At 64.7% G+C, this 20,134-nt stretch carries 15 protein-coding genes; 6 read left to right on the forward strand and 9 right to left on the reverse strand.

What is annotated here, in order from left to right; genetic code table 11:
• Positions 1–69 precede the first annotated feature (69 nt).
• Positions 70–1,107: a tRNA dihydrouridine(20/20a) synthase DusA gene (dusA, locus tag ACUY1T_RS11505; RefSeq protein ID WP_446022879.1), complete on the forward strand. Its 1,038-nt coding sequence runs from the start codon at positions 70–72 to the stop codon at positions 1,105–1,107.
• Here dusA and ACUY1T_RS11510 read toward each other — a convergent pair whose 3' ends face one another.
• A complete protein-coding gene (locus ACUY1T_RS11510; protein ID WP_446022881.1) occupies positions 1,108–2,139 on the reverse strand; it encodes a succinylglutamate desuccinylase/aspartoacylase family protein in 1,032 nt (343 codons plus the stop codon). It abuts the gene before it with no gap.
• Between the two features lie 193 nt (positions 2,140–2,332).
• Between ACUY1T_RS11510 and ACUY1T_RS11515 the strand changes: the two genes are divergently transcribed.
• The gene (locus tag ACUY1T_RS11515; protein WP_446022883.1) at positions 2,333–2,947 is read left to right on the forward strand and encodes a TetR family transcriptional regulator; all 615 of its coding nucleotides are present in this window, start codon (positions 2,333–2,335) and stop codon (positions 2,945–2,947) included.
• 7 nt (positions 2,948–2,954) lie between these two features.
• Here ACUY1T_RS11515 and ACUY1T_RS11520 read toward each other — a convergent pair whose 3' ends face one another.
• The 6 genes from ACUY1T_RS11520 to ACUY1T_RS11545 form a co-directional block, all read right to left on the reverse strand.
• Entirely contained in the window at positions 2,955–3,650 is a 696-nt protein-coding gene (locus ACUY1T_RS11520) for a hypothetical protein (protein WP_446022884.1), read from the reverse strand.
• A gap of 143 nt (positions 3,651–3,793) precedes the next feature.
• Positions 3,794–6,961, reverse strand: a complete 3,168-nt coding sequence (locus ACUY1T_RS11525; protein ID WP_446022886.1) for an efflux RND transporter permease subunit — start codon at positions 6,959–6,961, stop codon at positions 3,794–3,796.
• Complete coding sequence (locus tag ACUY1T_RS11530; protein ID WP_446022888.1) at positions 6,958–8,241, reverse strand: efflux RND transporter periplasmic adaptor subunit; 1,284 nt, start codon at positions 8,239–8,241, stop codon at positions 6,958–6,960. The genes ACUY1T_RS11525 and ACUY1T_RS11530 overlap by 4 nt, the downstream gene beginning before the upstream one ends.
• Before the next feature lie 86 nt (positions 8,242–8,327).
• On the reverse strand, positions 8,328–8,738 hold the full coding sequence (locus tag ACUY1T_RS11535) for a hypothetical protein (RefSeq protein WP_446022890.1): 411 nt from the start codon (positions 8,736–8,738) through the stop codon (positions 8,328–8,330).
• A 67-nt stretch (positions 8,739–8,805) separates the two neighbouring features.
• Positions 8,806–9,798 carry a lipid A deacylase LpxR family protein gene (locus ACUY1T_RS11540; RefSeq protein WP_446022892.1) on the reverse strand — a complete coding sequence of 331 codons (993 nt, stop codon included), beginning with the start codon at positions 9,796–9,798 and terminating at the stop codon, positions 8,806–8,808.
• Between the two features lie 104 nt (positions 9,799–9,902).
• A complete protein-coding gene (locus ACUY1T_RS11545; protein ID WP_446022893.1) occupies positions 9,903–10,745 on the reverse strand; it encodes a fructosamine kinase family protein in 843 nt (280 codons plus the stop codon).
• An 89-nt stretch (positions 10,746–10,834) separates the two neighbouring features.
• Here ACUY1T_RS11545 and ACUY1T_RS11550 point away from each other — a divergent pair, with 89 nt between their 5' ends.
• Positions 10,835–13,678 carry an AMP-binding protein gene (locus tag ACUY1T_RS11550; protein ID WP_446022895.1) on the forward strand — a complete coding sequence of 948 codons (2,844 nt, stop codon included), beginning with the start codon at positions 10,835–10,837 and terminating at the stop codon, positions 13,676–13,678.
• Positions 13,679–13,735: 57 nt separating this feature from the next.
• Here ACUY1T_RS11550 and ACUY1T_RS11555 read toward each other — a convergent pair whose 3' ends face one another.
• Positions 13,736–14,242, reverse strand: a complete 507-nt coding sequence (locus ACUY1T_RS11555; protein ID WP_446022897.1) for a fasciclin domain-containing protein — start codon at positions 14,240–14,242, stop codon at positions 13,736–13,738.
• Between the two features lie 178 nt (positions 14,243–14,420).
• Between ACUY1T_RS11555 and ACUY1T_RS11560 the strand changes: the two genes are divergently transcribed.
• The 3 genes from ACUY1T_RS11560 (at position 14,421) to ACUY1T_RS11570 (ending at position 19,123) form a co-directional block, all read left to right on the forward strand.
• Positions 14,421–14,732: an NGG1p interacting factor NIF3 gene (locus ACUY1T_RS11560; protein WP_446022899.1), complete on the forward strand. Its 312-nt coding sequence runs from the start codon at positions 14,421–14,423 to the stop codon at positions 14,730–14,732.
• Between the two features lie 255 nt (positions 14,733–14,987).
• Entirely contained in the window at positions 14,988–17,822 is a 2,835-nt protein-coding gene (locus ACUY1T_RS11565) for an EAL domain-containing protein (RefSeq protein WP_446022901.1), read from the forward strand.
• A gap of 11 nt (positions 17,823–17,833) precedes the next feature.
• Positions 17,834–19,123, forward strand: coding sequence for an ABC transporter substrate-binding protein (locus ACUY1T_RS11570; RefSeq protein ID WP_446022903.1), 1,290 nt, complete (start codon positions 17,834–17,836; stop codon positions 19,121–19,123).
• Between the two features lie 24 nt (positions 19,124–19,147).
• On the opposite strand, the gene tal is transcribed toward ACUY1T_RS11570, so the two are convergent.
• Positions 19,148–20,098, reverse strand: a complete 951-nt coding sequence (gene tal / locus ACUY1T_RS11575) for a transaldolase (protein ID WP_446022905.1) — start codon at positions 20,096–20,098, stop codon at positions 19,148–19,150.
• Positions 20,099–20,134: the final 36 nt, after the last annotated feature.

A 20,134-nucleotide genomic window follows, 5' to 3' on the forward strand; every position in this document is an offset into this window, starting at 1 on the left:
CGAACGCAGGCACGTGGCGAAATGAGCAGGATCAAACGGTAATGACGGCAGCATCCCTGGAGGCCATAGATGAGCAACACGACTGGAAACGACCCGCTGGCTCGGGCGCGCCGGTTTTCCGTGGCCCCCATGATGGACTGGACGACCCGTGATTACCGGGCCTTCGCCCGCACCCTGACGCGCCAGGCGCTGCTCTATACCGAGATGGTGACCACCGGTGCCATTCTGCACGGCAGCCCGCGCGAGCGCTTCCTCGGCTATGACGAGGTCGAGCATCCCATCGCGCTGCAGCTGGGCGGCAGCGACCCGGGCGAGCTGGCGGAGTGCGCGGCGATTGCCGAGGCGTGGGGCTATGACGAGGTGAACCTCAATGTCGGCTGCCCCAGCGACCGGGTGCAGAACAACCTGATCGGCGCCTGCCTGATGGGCCACCCGGAGAAGGTCGCCGCGGCGGTGCGCGCCATGCGCGTGGCGGTGAGCATTCCAGTCACGGTGAAGTGCCGCATCGGTATCGACGATCAGGACGAGGACGCCGACCTGGAGCGCTTCATCGCCCTGGTGGCAGATGCCGGCTGCGAGGTGTTCATCGTGCATGCGCGCAAGGCGTGGCTGCAGGGGCTCTCGCCCAAGGAGAACCGCGACATCCCGCCGCTCAACTACCCGCGAGTGCACCGTCTCAAGGCCAGCCGGCCGGAGCTGCACATCGGCATCAACGGCGGCATCAAGACGCTCGACGAATGCCGCGAGCAGCTCGCCCACGTGGATAGCGTGATGGTCGGCCGCGAGGCTTACCAGAACCCCTGGCTGCTGGCCGGTGTGGACCAGGCGCTCTACGGCGAACCCGGGCCGGCCGTGAGCCGGCATGCCGCGGCCCGCGCCTTCCGCCCCTACATCGCCCGCCGGCTCGAGGAAGGCGCCAAGCTCAACCATGTCACCCGTCACCTGCTCGGCCTGTTCCAGGGCCAGCCCGGCGGGCGCCGCTTCCGGCGCCATCTCTCCGAAAACGGCCACCTCGACGGCGCCTGCCTGCGGGTGTTCGACGATGCGCTGAGCCTGGTGCCGGAAAGCGATGCCCGTGAAACCGAACCCAGCCTCGCCGAAGCTTGATCAATAGAGCGGATCGGGCGGTGGCTCGAGGCTGGAGTGGAAGTCCTCGATGGCACTCTCGGCCTCTTCGATGGCATCGAAGCGGGCGATATGGAACAGCGCTTCCCCTTCGTTGGCCAGCGGCAGCCGGCTCATGCCGATCACGATACCGTCGGCCATGGCCTTGACCGCAGCTTCGGCGTTGCCGAAGGGGTCTGCCACCTTGCCCAGCACATCGCCCTTGGCCACCCGCGCACCGAGCCGTACCTTGGGCCGCAGGATGCCGTCGATGGGGGCCCGCGCCCAGCTCGAGCCGTTGGCCAGCTCTGCCGCTGGCGGCGTCCGCCGACGATGCTCTCCCGCCAGCATGCCCAGCCGACGCATGACTCGCAGTACGCCACGCACCCCGGGCGCAATTGCCCACTCGTCGAAGCGCAACGCCTCGCCGGCTTCATAGGTCAGCACCGGAATGCCCCGCGTCTGGGCGTAGTGGCGCAGGCTGCCTTCGCGCAGCTCGGCATTGAGGATCACCGGTGCGCCGAAGGCGTTGGCCATGCGCTCGGTCTCACTGCCCGGGCTGAGCTGGGCGCGGATCTGCGGCAGGTTGGTGCGGTGAATGGCCCCGGTATGCAAGTCGATGATGTGCGTGGCGTAATCGACGATCTGCTCGCGAAACAGCGCCGCCACCCGCGCTCCCAGCGAGCCCGTCTCGCTGCCGGGAAAGCAGCGGTTGAGGTCGCGCCGGTCCGGCAGGTAGCGGCTGTGCTGCATGAAGCCGAAGACATTGACGATGGGCACACCGATCAGGGTGCCATTCAGCCCCTGAATCTGCTTCGAGCGCATCAGCCGACGCACGATCTCCACGCTGTTGATCTCGTCGCCATGGATGCCCCCACACACCAGCATGACCGGCCCCTGACGGCGGCCATGCACCACTTCGACGGGAATGTGCAACGGTGCATGGGTATAGAGACGCGCCACCGGCACGTCGACCTGTAGACGGCTACCGGGTTTGATCTTGGTGCCATTGAGCTCGAAGGATGCGCGGGGCATGGCTCTTCCCGAAACAGAACGGTGTTCGATCCGTTATACCCTGCCACTGCGTGGAATACGAGAGATGGACATACGAGAGTTGGACAGGGATGGCGCTGCGCAGCGAAGCATGACATACATATACGAATGTAAGCTCGCCAGCGCTGCGGTAGAATGGCAGAAACATGACAGCTCCGAGGAGAAACGACTCACCATGGCCCGACGTACCAAGGCAGAAGCCGCCGCCACGCGCGAAGCCCTGCTCGATGCCGCCGAGGCTGTCTTCCTCGAGCGTGGCGTGGCTCGCACCTCGCTGGAGCAGATCGCCCGCGCGGCCGGGATGACCCGCGGCGCCGTCTACTGGCACTTCAAGAACAAGGCCGACCTGTTCCGGGCCATGCTGCAACGGGTGCGTATGCCGTTCGAGGAACTGGTCGAGGAGATCGGCGACCCGGGGCTCGCCGAAAGGCCGTTGGATGCCATCCACCAGGCCTGCCAGCGCGGCTTCGAGCGTCTCGAGCAGCCGCGCTATCGGCGCGTTCACGCTATCCTGATCCACCACTGCGAGACCTTCGCCGAGATCGACCCGTTGGCGATGCAGAACGAGATGGCCGAAGAAGCCTGCGGCGCCCTGCTCGACTACTTCGGCTGTGCCGCTCGGCTCGGCCATCTACGCGATGACATCCCGCCGGAAGTCGCCGCCCGCCTGTTCCAGGCGATACTGGGTGGTCTGTTCCACGACTGGCTGCGCAACTACGAGACCTTCAGCCTGCGCGAACGGGGCGCACAGCTCGTCGAGACGCAATTGAAGCTACTACGTTCCTCCTAGCACCACGCTATAGCGGCGCCTCGGCCCCGCCATGGCTCGGCCCGGCACCGCCGCCTCGTGCCAGCCGCAGCCGGCGCAGGTGCACGCGCGCCTCGCAGTAGCGGCTCTCCGCCACGCTGCGGTAGGCGCCCTCCCCGGCCACGTACTTGACCAGCACCCGCCGCTCACCAGGGCGCGGTAAATCGCCGGGCTTGGCGTGCAGGCGCACCTCGCACGCGGGGTCGTCGACCACGGTGGCCGTGGTCCAGCCCTGCGCATTGGGCGCGAAGCGTACCTGCACGACTTCACCCAGCAGGCAGCGCGGCCGAGCCCTAGCCACCCGGTGGAAACGATGATGCAGTGCATGGCACAGGCTTGCCGCCAGCGGTGAGGCGAGGACGAAAGCCGCCCACAGCACCGCCACGCCCACGGGTATGCGAAACAGGCCCAGCGGTAGCCAGCGCAGCACGGCCAGCTCGATCGCCAGGGTCATGGCACCGGCCAGCACCAGCAGCACACTGAGGGCAAAGGTGACCGGCACGCCGGCAAAACCCAACGCCACCATGGTGCTTGCCAGGTGATCCCCTTTCAGGCTGTCGCGCGCGAACAGCTCCAGCGGCGCCAGGCGCAGCAGCGCCAGCAGCCAGTAGAGCAGCACCAATGGCAGCAGGGCACTGAACACGACGACGGGAAAACTCAGGGCAATCTGACGCAGCGCTTCCATGGCGGCCTCCTCGCGATGGACACTCGACTCACCTTCAGCCTAGTCCAAGGGGCTCGGCGCCGGGCATGCTTCAGGTCATGAAGTGAAGCGGGGCGCCATCCCGCAGGATGCGCCCCGTCTGCCGCCCATGGCATGGCCGATGCTCAATGCTCGGCTGCCGTCTCGTGTCGGCCGCGCAGATGGTAGCGCAGCCAGTCGGAGATACGGGCGATCACGGCGTAGAAACTCGGCACGAAGAGGCTGCCAAGCACCGCCACCGAGGCCATGCCCACCGCCACGGTGGTGCCGATGTGGTGGCTGCTGACGTCGCTCGCCCCACTGGCGAGTGCCAGCGGCAGCGTGCCGAAGATGAACGCCAGCGAGGTCATCACGATCGGCCGAAAGCGCAGTTCCGCCGCCGTGATGGCCGCCTCGCGGATCGACTTGCCCTGCTCCTTGCGTTGCAGTTCGGCGAACTCGACGATCAGGATGGCGTTCTTGGCCGCCAGCCCCACCACCACCAGCATGCCGATCTCCACGTAGACGCTGGTATCGAGCCCACGCAGCACGATACCGCCGATACCGCCCAGGAAGGCAAAAGGCGTCGCCGTGAGCACCGCCAGCGGCAGCGACCAGCTCTCGTACTGCGCCGCCAGGATCAGGAATACCATCAGGATGCCGAAGACGATGGCCAGCGTCGCGGTATTGCCGAGCTGGCTTTCCTGGTAGGCGGTACCGGTCCAACCCATGCCCCAGCCGCTGCCGAGAGTTTCCTCGACGATCTCCTCCATGGCGGCGATCGCCTGGCCGGAGCTGTAGCCCGGCGCGGGGCCACCCTGGAACTGGGCTCCCAGGTAGACGCCAAAGCGCGACACCACCGCCGGCTTGGCCTGGCGCTCCAGCGTGACGAACTCCGAGAGCGGTATCCGTTCGCCATTGCCACCGCGCACATAGACGCTGCTGATATCGTCCGGGGTCTTGCGGAAGTCATCCTCGTTCTGCAGGTAGACCTGGAAGTTACGGTTCTGGTAGCTGAAGAAGTTGACGAAACCGTTGCCGAAGGTGTTCGACAGGGTCGCGTTCAGGTCCTCCAGCGCCACGCCGTAACTCAGCGCCTTCTGCTGGTCGATCACGGCGCGATAGCCCGGCACGTTGACGTTGAAGGTAGTGAATACCTGCTGCAGGGCGGGATGCTGGTTGGCCGCCTGCATCACCTGTACCGAGGCCTGGAACAGCTCTTGTGGCGAAGCCCCTGCGAAAGATTGCAGATAGCCGGTGAAGCCGCCGGTGGTGGAGAGCCCCATGATCGGCGGCACGTTGAACGCCATGGCCGAACCGCCGGGAATCTCCGCGCCCAGCTGCATGATGCGCCCCACCAGTTCGGTGGCGGTCAGCTCACGCTCGTCCCACGGCTCCATGTTGATGAACATGATGCCCCGGGCGGTATTGACCGAGCTGGAGAGAATGTCGTAGCCGGCTACGGCAGTGGAGTACTGCACCCCTGGAATCTCCTGGATGCGCGAGCTGAGTTCGTCCATGTAGCTCTGGGTACGCGCCAGGGAAGCGGAGTCGGGCAGTTGAACGCTGGCCAGCACGATGCCCTGGTCGGTCTCGGGCACCAGGGTCGAGGGCGTAACCTGATAGAGCCACCAGGAAGCGCCGATGACCAGCCCCGTCAACAGCAGCGCCAGACCCCAGAAACGCACCAGCACCTTGACCGTCCACATATAGGCGGCGGTGATCCCGGCAAACAGCCGATCGAACAGCCGCAAGGGGGTATTGATCGCCCGCATCAGCTTGGACTGCCCCACGCCCTTGGGCTTGTGCTTGATGAAGATGGCCGAGAGTGCCGGGGTGAAGGTCAGCGCCATGAGCGCCGAGAAGGCCACCGAGACGGCGACCGTGATGGCGAACTGCTGGTAGATCTGCCCAGTGAATCCCCCCAGGAAAGCCACCGGCACGAACACCGCCGCCATGATCAGCGAGGTGGCAATGACCGGGCCGCCGACCTCCCGCATGGCACGGATGGTGGCCTGGGTCACCGTGATCTCGTCGTCCTCGCTGAGCACGCGCTCGACGTTCTCCACCACCAGGATGGCATCGTCTACCACGATGCCGATGGAGAGTACCAGGGCGAACAGTGTCAACAGGTTGATCGAGAAGCCGAACATGAAGAAGCCGGCGAAGGTGGCCAGTACCGACACCGGCACCACCGACATGGCGATTACCGTGAAGCGCCAATTCTGCAGGAAGATGAACAGGATCACGCCGACGATCAGGAAGGCTTCGATGAAGACGTTGGTGACGGTATCCACCGAGGCCCCGATGAATAGCGTGGTGTCGTAGGGCACCACGTATTCGAGCCCGGGCGGGAAGCGCGTCTCCAGCTCGGCCATGGTCTCGTGCACCGCCCGCGCCGTTTCCAGGGCGTTGGCACCCGGCTGCTGGTTGATGATGATCGGCGTCATGGTGGCGCCGTTCAGACGCGCCTGCACACCGTAATAGGAAGCCCCCAGTTCGATGCGCGCCACGTCGTCCAGGCGCAGGGAAGAGCCATCGGGGTTGGTGCGCAGGAAGATGTTGCGGAAGTCCTCGACGTCGTTGAGCCGCCCGCCGGCGGTGATGGTATAGGTGAAGGCACGGGGATCACGCTGCGGCGTAGCCGCCAGGCTGCCTGCCGGCACCTCGGTGTTCTGGGCGCGAATCGCCCTGGCCACCTCGGTGGGCGTCAGGTCGTACTGGGCCAGCTTGTCGGGGTCCATCCATACGCGCATGGCGAACTCGCCGCCGCCCAGCACCGACGCCTCGCCGACGCCGGGCACCTGGCGCAGCTCGTCGAGGATGTTCAGCGTGGCATAGTTCTGCATGAAGACGTTGTTGTAGTCGCCCTGCGGCGAAATCAGCGCCACCAGCATCAGGATCGAGCTTGAGCGCAGCTCCACCGTCACGCCCTGGGCCTGCACGGCTTCCGGCAGGCGCGACAGCGCGCCCTGCACCCGGTTGTTGACGTTGATGGTGTTGATGTCGCCGTCGGTACCGATATTGAACGCCACGTTCAGGCTCATCGAGCCGTTGTCGCCACTGGTCGAGGTCATGTAGAGCATGTCCTCGACGCCGTTGATCGCCTCGGCCAGCGGTGCCGCCACCGTCTGCGCCACGGTTTCAGCGTCGGCACCCGGGAACTGCGCCTGCACCGACACCGTGGGCGGTACCACGCTGGGATACTGCTCGATAGGCAGTACCCGCATGCTGACCACCCCCATCACGGTGAGGATGATCGCCAGCACCGTGGCGAAGATCGGGCGCTTGATGAAGAAATTGGAAAAATTCATGCGTCGTCCTCACCGCCCTCGGCGGCTCCCTCTCCCGGCATGGCCTCGGCGGCTTCCTGCTCCTGCATGGCCTCTGCAGCCTCCTGTTCGGCTTCGGCTTCGGCCTGTTCGACCTCCTCGACCAGCGCCTGCGCATCGCCTTCGAAGGGCTGCGGGTCGATGGGTGTGCCGGGGTCGATGCCGGCCGGGTCGCCAACCACCACCCGCTCGCCAGGCTCCAGGCCGCCGCGGATGATCTGCCACGGCCCCGCCACTTCGCCCAGCTCAACGGTCCGTGCACGGGCTACGTCGTCTTCATCCAGGACGAACACCTGCGGCCCCATCAAGCCCTGAGTGATGGCGATCTCGGGAACCGCCAGTACGTCGAAGCGCTTGAGCCCCTCCAGGCTGACGCGGGCGAACTGGCCGGGCAGCACCTGGGCCTCGGGATTGGGGAAGGTGGCACTGGCCTGGACCGTACTGGTGCGCTCGTCCACGCGCGAGCCCAGGAAGTCGAGCCTGCCGGCCAGGGTCTGGCTAGCGGCGCCGTTTCCACCTGGAGCTTCGAGTACGGCACGAATCGACTCCACGTTGCCATCCGTCAATTGATGACGCAGTTCGAAGGCATCGCGCTGCGGCAGTTGAAAACGTACCTCCAGCGGATTCAGCGGTGTGATGGTGGCCAGGGTCGTGCCGGGGCTCACCAGGTTGCCGACGTTGATCTGCGCCAGGCCGATCACACCCGATACCGGCGCGGTAACCTCGGCGTATTCGAGATCGATGCGGGAGCTGGCCAGCGCCGCTTCGGCCTGTGCCACGGCGGCACGTGCCACGCCCAGATCCGCGCGGGCCTGGTCGACCTGCTGCTGGCTCACCGAGTTCTGGCTCAGCAGGCGCTCGAAACGCTCGGCATCCCGCTGGGCACGGGAGAGTTCGGCCTGGGCGCTCTGCAGGTTGGCCTCATGCTGATTCACCGCGGCCTGATAGACGTCCGGCTCGATGGAGAAAAGCCGCTGGCCTCTCTCCACCTGCTCGCCGGGCTCGAAGTGGCGCTGCTCGAGGATGCCCGTGATCCGGGCTACCAGAGTGACCTCATCGTCGCTGCGCAGCAGCGAAGGGTAGGATTTCTCCAGCGCAATGTCCTGACGCTCGATGACCACGACCTCGACGGGATGCGGCTGACGCTCCGGAGCAGCCTGCTGCTGCGCCTGGGGGTTCTCCTCCTGGCCACAGGCGGCCAGCAACAGTCCGGCGGCCAGCGCCATCAGGGTGGCCCGGCCGAGTCGAAATGTTCTTTTCATGATGTGCGTCGTTCCCGTTGATACGTCAAAGGTCGACAAATCTTACATTCATGCTTGTATGGATGTAAATCGAATGGCGAATAAGCTCAGTCGCTGCGCGGCCGGCTGCGCAGGATCCTCCCTTCGGGGTGCACCTCGATCCGGCCGCCACTGCCGGAGCCCACCACGTCGTCGCGCCACATGTCACCGCGCTCCCGCTGACGCATGCCATCAGGGCGTGGTGGCTCGCCCGGTCGGGGCGCATGGCCCCAGGAAAAATAGGGATCGAAGAGCGACCAAGGCAGTTCGATGGTGAACGAAGGGTCGCGGTGACTGCGCTGGCGCCAGTGCTCGCGGTGCCAGACCAGGGGAGAGAGAAGCGGCTTGAAGCCAGCAGGATGCTCGCCTGGATAGGCACCCCCCTGCGCAGCCCCGGCAGAGGGGGTTACGGCAAGCCAAGCCACCAATACCAGCGCCAGCCGGGAAAACCACAGGAACTCACTCTGGTACTTCTGCATGCTGCCTCCCCCTGCCATCACTTTCCCCCCCTGCCATCACCGCGTCGGAATGCTAGGAGTATAGCGATCACAGCCGATAGCTCAGCGACAGCGCACCGTGCACGGTACTGCTCTCCTGCTCCTCGAATTCCTTGCTGCGCCAGACATGCGCCAGGCTCACCTCCCATTTCTCCCAGGTCAGCGCCACTCCCAGCACGGCGTCACCGACCAGCTCGCGGCGGTCGACCGATTGGCTGTCACGCACGGTATTGCCGTCCAGTAGCAGGTTGTGCGCTACGTAACGTCCCTGTAGAGCGGCGAAGACGTGCCAGCCACTGCCCGGCGACGTCGAGACATGGCGATAGCCGCCCTGCTCCGCCCCAAGGGAGGGCCAGCCCATGGCGTTGTCCAACCCTTGACCAAGACGCAAGCCATAGCCGGCCCCGGCCTGGACGATGAAGTTGCCAAGGGATGCCGAGAGCCCCGGGCCATGCTGCATTTCCAGCCGCCCCAATGATTGACGATGCCACCAGTGGCGACGGTACGACGCATTGAGGATAGGTTCGTTGCCCAATTGGTAGGACCAGCCGCGGGGCCGCTGGGCGTTGGCGAACCGGTGCACCTCGCGCTGGACGCTGTCTGCCGCCGTGACCGGCCCGACGACGCCGATATCGAACTGCAACGCGTCTTCGCGCTGCCAGGCACCGCTCGACCGCTGCCGGCCGTACACGGAGAGTCCTCCCAACACCAGGCCGGCATAGGGACGGTCGTCCTCGATCAGGTCACGTCGCGCCACCTCCACCGGCGTGTACATGCGATAACTCAGGTGGTAGCTCAGCGCATCGACCTGGTTCAGCCAACCGTTCGGAAGTCCCCCGGCGATTCGCTGGCTCCAGTGATCCGGTGCCGCCGCCTGGGTCCAGATGAGTTCCGCGCCGGCCGTATAGTTGTCGTCATCGCGGCTGACCATGCCATCGTTGTCGACCTGCAGCGTCAGGACACCTGGAGCTGCCAAGGCCGGCGTCGCCAACAGCCAGCCAACGACCCATACGCCAGCAAGAGCGCCAATACGTCGGTTCATGCCGTTTCTCTTCCTTGAGCAAGCGAATAAACATACTTGAGTGTATGTACCGAACGGCAAATCAGGCAAGCACGCTCAAACGAACCCTTGAATGAATGGGCCGCTCAGCAGCCCTGCTCGATGGCGGCTACGGCACGCTCTACGCCGCCTCGATAGCCGCTACCGAACAGCAAAAGGTGGTTGAGCAACGGATATAACTGGAACAGGGCCTCGCGCCGTGGCCAGTCGTGCTGGGCCTCGCCATCCCAGTAGGCCTCGAAGAAGGCCTCGCCGGGTGAGCCGAACAGTGTCAGCATGGCCAGGTCCACCTCCGGGTAGTGGCGATAAACCGCGGGGTCGATGACTGCCGGCCCCTGCGGCGTATACAGCACGTTGCCCGACCAAAGGTCGCCGTGCAGCAGGCTCGCCGGCGCGTCCGGCAGCCACTCTTCGAGCGCCTCCGCCAGCGCCTCGATGCGGCCACGCAGCCGGTTGTCCAGCAGCCCGCGCTCGTGACAGGCCCAAGCGAGCGGCAGCAGGCGCCGCTCGCGCTGGAAGGCACGCCCGTCGGCGAGCGGTGCATTGGGCTGGGGCGTGCGTCCGCAGGCGTTGTCCCGCGGCCAGCCATGCTCGCCTGCGCTATGCGAGTGCAGCTCGCGCAGGCCTTCGCCCAGCGCCACGACGGAACGCGGCGAGCGCGAACCTGACTCGAGCGCCTCCATGATCAGCCAGCCGTCGCCCAACGCCAGTACCTCGGGCACCCGCAGCGAACAGCCCGTCTTGCGCAGGGCCTGCAAGCCATCCGCCTCACCCGCCAGCCGTTCGGCGTCATCCTGCTTGGCTACCACCGGCCCCTGCGACGTTTCCAGCCAATAGACGGTGGCGATGTCGCCACCTCCGAGGGACCGCAGCGGCTCCTGGAGGGAGAGCCCCCGTGCCTCCAGCAGTGCAGCAAGCGTTTGGTTCATCCGTCTCCTCCCTGGCCGGTAACTACAGTTAGGGAGAAACCATGCCATGTCGTAGTCCATTGCCCAAGGGCACCCAATGAAGGTGACGTATGGAGAAGCGCAACGACAGCCATGACACGGCAGCCACGGAGTCCATGCAGCCGCGGCTGTTGGCATTGCTCGAGGAACTGGTCCAGGAGACGCAGCCCAACCGGCGCGATGTCTCTCCCGTGCGGTTGAACTCACGCCTGGACCGGGACCTGGGCCTGGATAGCCTCGCTCGCTCCGAGCTGTTGTTGCGCATCGAGCAGGCTTTCGGTGTTCGCTTGCCCGAGTCGGCGCTGCTCGCCGACACCCCCGAAGCCCTGCTGCAATTGCTGCAGTCCCACCCTGCCGCGCAGCAGCGGTCAGGCGAGCCTCGTGCCACCGTCTCGCCCACGAGGCCTGAAGCCACTCATGGCGGCTTCGGCCCAGCAACCGGCGCCCCGACAGAGGCCACCACCCTCAATGCCGTGATGGACTGGCACCTGCAATGGCACCCGGATCGCCCCCACCTGTACCTCTATGGGGAGGAGGACGAGCCCCAGATCATCAGCTATGCCGAGCTGGAGCTGGGCGCGCAGCGGGTTGCCGCGGCGCTGGCGTCGCGCGGCATACGTCACGGCGACCGCATCGCCCTGATGCTGCCGACCTCGCGAGACTACTTCGTTGCCTTCTTCGGCGTGCTGCGAGCCGGCGCCGTGCCCGTTCCCATCTATCCCCCTGCCCGGCCCGCCCAGCTCGAGGAGCATCTGCGGCGCCATGGGCGCATCCTGGAAAATGCCGGCACCGGCCTGCTGATCACCGTCGCCGAGGCGCGCTCGCTGGCGCACCTGCTGCATGCAGAGGCGCCCCAACTGCGCCATATCGTGACCCTGGCGGAACTCGACGCCCAGCCTCCGTCGGCGTCACCTCATCCTCCCGAAGCCTCGAGCCTGGCCCTGCTGCAGTACACCTCGGGGAGTACCGGCGACCCCAAGGGCGTGCAGCTCTCCCACGCCCAGTTGCTGGCCAATATTCGTGCCATGGGCGAACGGCTGGAGGCCACGCCGGACGACGTCTTCGTCAGCTGGCTGCCGCTCTACCACGACATGGGGCTGATCGCCGCCTGGCTCGCCAGCCTCTACTACGCCATCCCGCTGGTGGTGATGTCGCCACTGGCCTTCCTGTCGCGCCCGCTGCGCTGGCTGGAGCTGATCGACCGCCACCGCGGCACCATTTCCGGCGCCCCCAATTTCGGCTACGAGCTGTGCCTGCGCGCCATCCCGCCGGAGCGTGTCCAAGACCTGGACCTGAGTTGCTGGCGGGTCGCCTTCAACGGCGCGGAGCCGGTCAGTGCCTCCACGATGGAAGGCTTCACCGAGCGGCTGGCTCCCGCTGGGCTGCGCAGGGACGCGCTGATGCCGGTCTACGGGCTGGCCGAGGCCGCGGTTGGGCTGTGTGTGGCCCGCCCCGGCCGCGGCGTGGTGGTCGATTCGGTCAATCGTGATCGCTTCGCTGCCAGCGGTGAAGCACGCCCCGAGTACGATCCGGCGGCTGCGCAGAGCTTCGTCAACTGCGGCCCGCCGCTGCCCGGCTATACGCTGCGTATCGTCGACGACCAGGGGCACGAGCTTGCCGAGCGCCAGGAGGGTGACATCGAGTTCCGGGGTCCCTCCGCCACCGACGGCTACTTCGATAACCGCGAAGAGAGCGAGAAGCTGCTTCACGACGGCTGGCTGCGCACCGGTGACCGTGGCTACCTCGCCAACGGCGACCTCCACGTCAGCGGACGGCGCAAGGACGTGCTGGTGCGCGGAGGGCGCAACCTCTACCCCTACGACATCGAAGCGGCTGTTGGCCGCCTCGAGGGCATACGCAAGGGGTGCGTGGCGGTATTCGGCAGCCTCGACCAGGCGACCGGCGTCGAGTCGCTGATCGTGGTGGCGGAAACCCATGTCGAAGATCCCGCACGACGCCGGGAGCTGCACAACGCCATCGCCGATACGGTAGTGGATATCGTCAACGTACCGGCAGACGACATCTGCCTGGTACCGCCGCATAGCGTGCTCAAGACATCGAGCGGCAAGATCCGCCGTGCCGCGACTCGAGACTTCTATCAGCAAGGGCGATTGGGCGAGCGGGCTCCCCCGGTCTGGCGCCAGGTGGCCGGGCTGACGCTACGTTCGTGGCACCGTCGGCTGCGCCTGGGCTTGGCCGAGGCGCGCAGCTGGGCATACTACGCCTATGCCTGGTCGCTATTCGGGCTCGGGATCGGCCTGTTCGCGCTGGTGGGCTTGCCCCTGCCCCGGCTGGCCTGGCGCTGGCGTGCCGCCCACACCATCACTCGGGCTCTGATGCCCCTGGCCGGCATACGCCTCCATGTCCAGGGTCGAGAGCGCCTTCCGGGCAAGCGCCCCTGCGTGCTGGTCGCCAACCACGCCAGCTATCTGGATGTGCTGGTGCTGACCGCTGCCCTGCCCTGTACCATGCGCTACCTGGCAAAGGAGGAACTCGAGCGCCGCACCATAACCCGTGTGCTCCTGACCCGCATGGGAGCACTGTTCGTCGAGCGCTTCGACCCGCGCCAGGCGGAGCGGGACATGCGGCAGGTGGAACAGGCCGTGGCGTCGGGCGATACCCTCGCCATCTTTCCCGAAGGCACTTTTCACCCCGAGCCTGGCCTGGACGACTTTCACTTGGGGGCATTCCTTACCGCAGCGCATGCCGGCGTGCCGGTAGTCCCGGTCGCCCTCGAAGGTACGCGTCGGCTATTGCGGGGCAGGGAGTGGCGCCCCCATCCCGGCCGGGTCGCCGTTCACGTCGGCTCTCTCCTGCAGCCTGAGGAGAGCGGCTGGAACGCGGCGCTGCGGCTCAAGAACGACGCCTATGACCATATCCTGCGTCACTGTGGCGAAGGCCGGCGGCGGAACTGAAGCATGAAAAAGCCACCCCATGGGGTGGCAAGGCAGCCACAGAAGCACTGGCTGCGATCACTCCGGAAGAAGCACGCCATCGATCACGTGAATGACGCCATTGCTCGCCTCGATGTCGGCCTGGATCACGCTGGCGTCGTTGATCATCACGCTGCCGTCCATGGTGGTGATGGTGATGTCCTGCCCCTGGACGGTCGTGGCGCTATCCAGTCCCATGGCGTCCTCGGCCATTACCTTGCCCGCCACGACGTGATAGGTCAGCACCGCCTGGAGCTGCTCGCGATTCTCGGGCTCGAGCAGACTTTCCACGGTGCCTTCGGGCAAGGCGGCAAAGGCCTCGTCCGTCGGGGCAAAGACGGTGAAGGGGCCGTCGCCCTTGAGGGTTTCCACCAGGCCTGCCGCCTCCAGCGCGGCCGCCAGGGTCTCGAACTGGCCGGCCGCCACGGCGGTATCGACGATATCCTTTGCGCCACCATGGTCATCGGCCTGAACGGCGCCCGCCAAGGTAACACCCAGCATGCCAGCTCCCACCCAACCGATGGCCACTCGTTGCAACGTTTTCATCTGTACGTACCTCATGAGGTGAACGATGAGGGTTCGCGTCGAATCGACCAAACCCTGTACAGAATCTATATCTTGTACAAATACTGGACAAGTATTTTTTTGCGCCCATCGATAGGTATTTTTCTAAGCATGGCGACGTATCATGGGAAGGAGCCATGCACTGCAAGGAGAGGAAACGATGTACAAGCTTGCCTTCTACGTTCCGCTCGAGGATGCCGAAACGGTCAAGGAAGCCGTGTTCGCCAGCGGTGCCGGACGCCTCGGCGACTACGAGGCGTGCTGCTTCGAAACCCGGGGCACCGGTCAGTTTCGCCCGTTGGACGGCGCCAACCCGCACATCGGCCAGGTTGGCGATCTGGAAAAGGTGGAGGAAGTGAAGGTGGAGCTGGTCTGCGAGGATCACCTCATCCGCGAAGCCGTCGAGGCCCTGCGCGCCGCGCACCCCTACGAAGAACCGGCCTTCGACGTGTGGCGGCTGGAGCGTTTTTGATGCCGCAGCGCCTGCCCGGCCAGCTCCCACGGCAGGCGCAGCCTCCGGCTGGCCGCACGACCTGGCAATCACAGCAGGGCAGTTGTTCGCATAACGAATTCCATTGCATGTTGCCTGTCAGTGCGGCATCTTGAATTTACGTTTCCTGCGCACGCCAGTGAGACGGGCTTATAACAAGATCAAGAGGTAGGAAGCTTGCCAGAGTGCGCGCGAAGGGGGTTCGGCCGGCTCCGCTTCAAGGTGGTAGCAGCGGCGTTGTGTTCGGTCATCGTCGTCAGTGTCATTGGTTGGATCGGACTGTCCTATACCAATCAGGTCGCCACGGTCGTTACCCGAACCACCGACACTCAATACCCCTTACTGACCAATGCGATGAGCGCCTCCAACGCCATGCGCACGCTGACGAGGACGGCCCGGGACATCAGAACGTCGTGCGATCGGGCAGACGGTTCGCACCGAGCCAAATTGGAGGGCGGGCTCTCGACCGAGTTCGCCGCCATCGACGCGCTCGCCGACTTCCTGCGGCACACCGATGCACTCGACACTGAACGAACGGTCCGCGCCGCAAAAGACGAACTGGAACTGACGATCAGCAACCTCTCCTCACTGTGCGATACCCGCGAAACTCTGCAGATCAGTTTCGAAGAACAGCGGCAGCAGGCACTTGCGACCGTAGCGGAGCTGGACGAGCTGGTCCAGTCGATGCATCCCTACGCAGGGGCGGTGTTCCAGCCGGCACGGACTGAATCGAACGAGCACGACGCTCCCTCGCTGGAAGCCGCCCTGCACCTGGCCCACATCAGCATTCATCTGGCCCGATTGAGCAAGGATCTGGCTCGGGCCCACACCAGCCAGGCTCTGGGATATACCAGAGATCAGGAGGCGCACCTGGATATTCTGGCGGCGCTTGAAGGCGAACGCGATTTCCTGGGGGCTGCGCTCCCGGCTCAGGACATCGAAGCGCTGATGGCCCGCCTCTCCCATATTCTGACCGCTCCGGGCGGCCTTCACGATGCCTGGCGTCGGGCACGACTGTTCGATTCCGGCATGGCTGCCCAGATATTGATGGTGAGCCGGGCCGATAACGCTTTGGCCGCCGTGTTGCGAAACCTGGAAAACGATGCCCGAATCCAGTACCGCGAAGCGACCGAGGCGATCGACGACAAGATAGTGGAATCCCGCTTCGTGGTCGCTCTGGTGGCGGCCTCCAGCTCACTGATACTGCTCGTCGCCGGCTTGGTGTTCGCTTCGCGCCTGACCCGGCCGGTGGAACGCTTGACCACCCACGTCGAACACCTGCGCCGGACCGATGACCTGAACCAGCAGACCCCGCTGAGGCTGGTGACCCGTTCCGATGAAATCGGCACCCTGGCGCAATCGTTCGAACAACTGATCATGGAACTCTCCAATGCGCGCCGTCGGCTGGAGGAAGAGTCCCGACAGAACATTCGCATCCAGTACGATCGCCTGACAGCGGCGATCGAGAGCATTCCTCAGGGTTTGTGCCTGACGGATGCCGACGGACGCCTGTTGATGATCAACACCCGCTTTCTGCAGCTGTACGACCTGACACCAGGACAGGTGCATACGGGCATGTCGTTGCAGGAGCTGAGCAAGCTGTGCCGTGAGCAGGGCGCCCGATGGCTGCAACAACCGAAGAGCGAGCAAGAACCGGCGCTTCGCGATACCTGCTTGGTTCCCCAAATGCTGGACTTTCGCAATGAACGGACTGTCGTCGTACAGGTGGCGGATACGCCGGAAGGTGGACTCGTTTCCGTGCATGAGGACATCACCGAGCGGCGCAAGCAGGAAGAGAAGATCACTCGCCTGGCACATCACGACACCTTGACCGGGCTCGCCAACCGCACCCTGTTCCGCAAAAAACTGGCGGCCGCCCAGGCAGATCAGGAAGAGGGACGAGACGTGGCCTTGCTGTGCCTCGACCTCGACGATTTCAAGTCGGTGAACGATTCGTTAGGGCATCCCGTCGGCGATCGGCTGTTGGTTCAAATCGGCGAGCGATTGAGGCACTGTCTCAGCGATACCGACCGTGTTGCGCGGTTGGGTGGCGACGAATTTGCCGTGCTGTTGACCGAGAACGTGACGCCGGACCGGGTAACGCAGTTGGCAAACAAGGTGATTGAACGGCTCGGCCGGCCTTACTGGGTGGAGGGACACACCATCGTTACCGGCGTATCGATCGGCATCGCCATCGCACCCCGGAACGATTTCGATCCGGACGTGCTGCTGAAACGAGCTGACATCGCCTTGTTTCGCGCCAAGCAGGATGGGCGCAGCACCTACCGCTATTTCGAACCGGAAATGGATGACCACATCCAGGCACGGCGCTTACTGGAAATGGACCTGCGCAACGCTATCGAACACGAGAAAATGGAGCTGCACTATCAACCGCAAGTCAGCCTTGACGATGAGTCCCTCCGAGGCTTCGAAGCGTTGCTGCGTTGGCGGCACCCAGAACGAGGATTCGTATCGCCCGCGGAATTCGTCGTCATGGCTGAGGAGATCGGTCTGATCGATCGACTTGGAAACTGGGTATTGAGACGTGCCTGCCAGGATGCGTTGCATTGGCCGGAGGACATCTCTATCGCCGTCAATCTATCCCCGGTGCAGTTCCGCAACGAGGCCTTTCTGGATGAGGTGCGTAATGCCCTTTCGGCATCTGGCCTGAGCCCGACACGTCTGGTACTGGAAATCACCGAAGGGGTACTGCTGGAAGATACCGATCACAACCTCAGTCTACTGGAAGCGCTGAGAAATATTGGCGTGCAAATTGCCATGGACGACTTCGGCACGGGCTATTCCAGCCTGGGCTACCTATGCAAGTTCCGGTTCGACAAAATCAAGATCGACCGGTCCTTCGTGAACGGCATGCTCATCTCACGCGACAGTCACGCCGTGGTTCACGCCATTTGCGGTCTATGCACATCGCTGGGCATCGAAACCATTGCCGAAGGAGTCGAGTCCAGCCAGCAAGTCGATGCATTGCGACAGCTGGGTTGCAAGCAGAGCCAGGGCTATTACTACGCGAAAGCCGTGCCACTGGCCGAGACACTAGACTTCGTGGAATGAAGGGGCCTGTAATGAACGCGAACACCATTCCCCGACGTGAATTCATCAAGCGCACGGTCGGCGCCTTCGCGTTCACGCTGGTCAGTCCAATGTGCTTTGGTGAGGCAAAGCCCCTGCGTTTCAGCGGCTGGGGCTCGGCCGATCGGGCCCGGATAACGAATGAAGCCTTCGCTCTGTTCGAGGCCGCCCATCCCAATATCCGGGTGGAGGCGGTGTTTACCGATTGGCTGGACTACTGGTTGCGACTGTCGACACTCGTAGCGCTCGGCGATACCCCCGACCTGATCCAGATGGATTACCGCTATCTCGAAGAATATGCCCGCAGCAGGGTCATCGAACCACTGGACCCGTTCCTGGGCAACCTGCTCGATATCGATTCCTTCGGCGAACACAACATCGGTTCCTGTCGGGTCGATGGGCGCCTGTATGGCGTCAACCTGGGCATCAATGCCAGCGCTGCCCTCGTCGATCAGGAGCGGTGGCAGGAAGCAGGGATCGAACCACCTTCCCTAGGGGAAAGCTGGCAGACATTCCACGACAAATGCGTTCGGTTTGCCGTCGGCACGCCCAGACAACACTACTACCCGACCATGGATGCCAGTGGCCTGGAATCGGCATTCGAAGCCTGGCTCCTGCAGCAGGGCAAGAGTCTGTACGGACCCCATGGCCAGCTCGGCTTCGAGGCGGCGGATGCAACCGCCTGGTTCGACTATTGGGCGGAATTGCGTGCCAAGCGGGCATGCGTTCCGGTCGACGTCCAGATCCTCTACCGAAACTCCATCGAAACGTCACCGCTGATCCTGGGCTATTCCGCGCTGGATTTCGCGCATTCGAACATGATGCTGAGCTACCAGCAGCAGATCGACCGACCGCTGGGCATCACCGCCTGCCCGGTGACGCCCGAAGGTCAACCCGGCCACTACTACAAACCATCGCAGATGCTATCCATTGCGGCCGGGCTGGATGCGGACAGGAAACACCGGGCCGTCGAGCTAGCGAATTTTCTGGTCATTGATCCCGCTGCGGTGAAGGTCTTGGGCGTGGATCGGGGTATACCGGCCTCCTCGGACATGCGTCTGCAGTTGGCGCCGACATTGGACCACGTCGGTCGAGCAACTTTGACCTACATCGATGACCTGGAACCTTACGTCGGCCCCCTGCCACCCGTTCCCCCTTCCGGTGCAGGCGAAATCGCTATCGTTCTGCAACGGATCAGCCACGAAATCGGCTACGGGGTTTCGTCTACGCTACAAGGCGGTCGGCAGTTGGTTGAAGAGGCCCACGCCATCCTGGCTCGATAGAGATAAGCCGTCGGGGAGCCGTGATCAGCCCAGGCGCTCCGCGATGCGCCGCTCGAGCCGGTCCTGGTCTTCGGCGAAGCGGCGGATACCCTCGGCCAGCTTGTCGTTGGCCATGGCGTCCTGGTTGTGCTGCCAGCGGAATGCGGGCTCGGTAAGCGGTGCGGGGCGCTCACCGGGGGACGGGAACACGACCCGCTTTTCGACCTCGCCCTTCTCGCCCGCCAGTTCCTCAAGCAGCGCCGGCGATATCGTCAGCCGATGGCAGCCGGCCAGTGCCAGCACCTGCCCCGTCGTGCGAAAGCTCGCCCCCATCACCACGGTATCGAAGCCGCCACGACCGGCGTGCTCGCATACGCTGCGCACGAACAGCACGCCCGGGTCCTCGTCGGGGGCGTACTCCTTGCCGGTCTCCTTCTTGTACCAGTCGGTAACCCGGCCCACGAACGGAGAGATCAGGAACACGCCGGCATCGAAGCAGGCCTGGGCCTGGGCATCGCTGAACAGCAGCGTGAGGTTGCAGTTGATGCCCTCCCGCTCGAGCCGCTCGGCAGCACGAATGCCCTCCCAGGTGGAGGCCAGCTTGACCAGCACCCGCTCACGGCCGACGCCGCGGCGCTCGTACAGTTCGATGAGCTCGAAGGCCTTGCGCACGCTCGCCTCGGTATCGAAGGAGAGCTTGGCGGCCACCTCGGTGGATACGCGTCCCGGCACCAGCTTGGCAATTTCCGCGCCCTTGGCCACGGCCAGGCGATCCACGGCGCGTTCGACGCGTGTCGGCAAGTCGCCACCTTCGGCCTTGACCGCGCCAAGCACGTCATCGATCAGCGCCTGGTAGCCGGGTAGATCGAAGGCCTTGAGCAACAGCGAGGGATTGGTGGTGGCATCCTGCGGCCGGTAGCGGCGGATGGCGTCGAGATCGCCGGTGTCGGCGACGACCAGCGAATGGCGCCGAAGGTTGTCGAGTCGAGTCGTCATGGGGCTTCTCCGTGGGCTGCAGTTGAAGATGGAGTG

The sequence above is a fragment of the Billgrantia sp. Q4P2 genome, assembly GCF_052806135.1.

Bases quoted from the DNA above. Each gene is read 5' to 3' on its own strand.
- ACUY1T_RS11525 (WP_446022886.1), bottom strand. From the start codon at position 6,961: ATGAATTTTTCCAATTTCTTCATCAAGCGCCCGATCTTCGCCACGGTG.
- ACUY1T_RS11530 (WP_446022888.1), bottom strand. From the start codon at position 8,241: ATGAAAAGAACATTTCGACTCGGCCGGGCCACCCTGATGGCGCTGGCC.
- ACUY1T_RS11560 (WP_446022899.1), top strand. From the start codon at position 14,421: ATGTACAAGCTTGCCTTCTACGTTCCGCTCGAGGATGCCGAAACGGTC.
- ACUY1T_RS11535 (WP_446022890.1), bottom strand. From the start codon at position 8,738: ATGCAGAAGTACCAGAGTGAGTTCCTGTGGTTTTCCCGGCTGGCGCTG.
- ACUY1T_RS11540 (WP_446022892.1), bottom strand. From the start codon at position 9,798: ATGAACCGACGTATTGGCGCTCTTGCTGGCGTATGGGTCGTTGGCTGG.
- ACUY1T_RS11545 (WP_446022893.1), bottom strand. From the start codon at position 10,745: ATGAACCAAACGCTTGCTGCACTGCTGGAGGCACGGGGGCTCTCCCTC.
- ACUY1T_RS11550 (WP_446022895.1), top strand. From the start codon at position 10,835: ATGGAGAAGCGCAACGACAGCCATGACACGGCAGCCACGGAGTCCATG.
- dusA (WP_446022879.1), top strand. From the start codon at position 70: ATGAGCAACACGACTGGAAACGACCCGCTGGCTCGGGCGCGCCGGTTT.
- ACUY1T_RS11520 (WP_446022884.1), bottom strand. From the start codon at position 3,650: ATGGAAGCGCTGCGTCAGATTGCCCTGAGTTTTCCCGTCGTCGTGTTC.
- tal (WP_446022905.1), bottom strand. From the start codon at position 20,098: ATGACGACTCGACTCGACAACCTTCGGCGCCATTCGCTGGTCGTCGCC.
- ACUY1T_RS11570 (WP_446022903.1), top strand. From the start codon at position 17,834: ATGAACGCGAACACCATTCCCCGACGTGAATTCATCAAGCGCACGGTC.
- ACUY1T_RS11510 (WP_446022881.1), bottom strand. From the start codon at position 2,139: ATGCCCCGCGCATCCTTCGAGCTCAATGGCACCAAGATCAAACCCGGT.
- ACUY1T_RS11515 (WP_446022883.1), top strand. From the start codon at position 2,333: ATGGCCCGACGTACCAAGGCAGAAGCCGCCGCCACGCGCGAAGCCCTG.
- ACUY1T_RS11555 (WP_446022897.1), bottom strand. From the start codon at position 14,242: ATGAAAACGTTGCAACGAGTGGCCATCGGTTGGGTGGGAGCTGGCATG.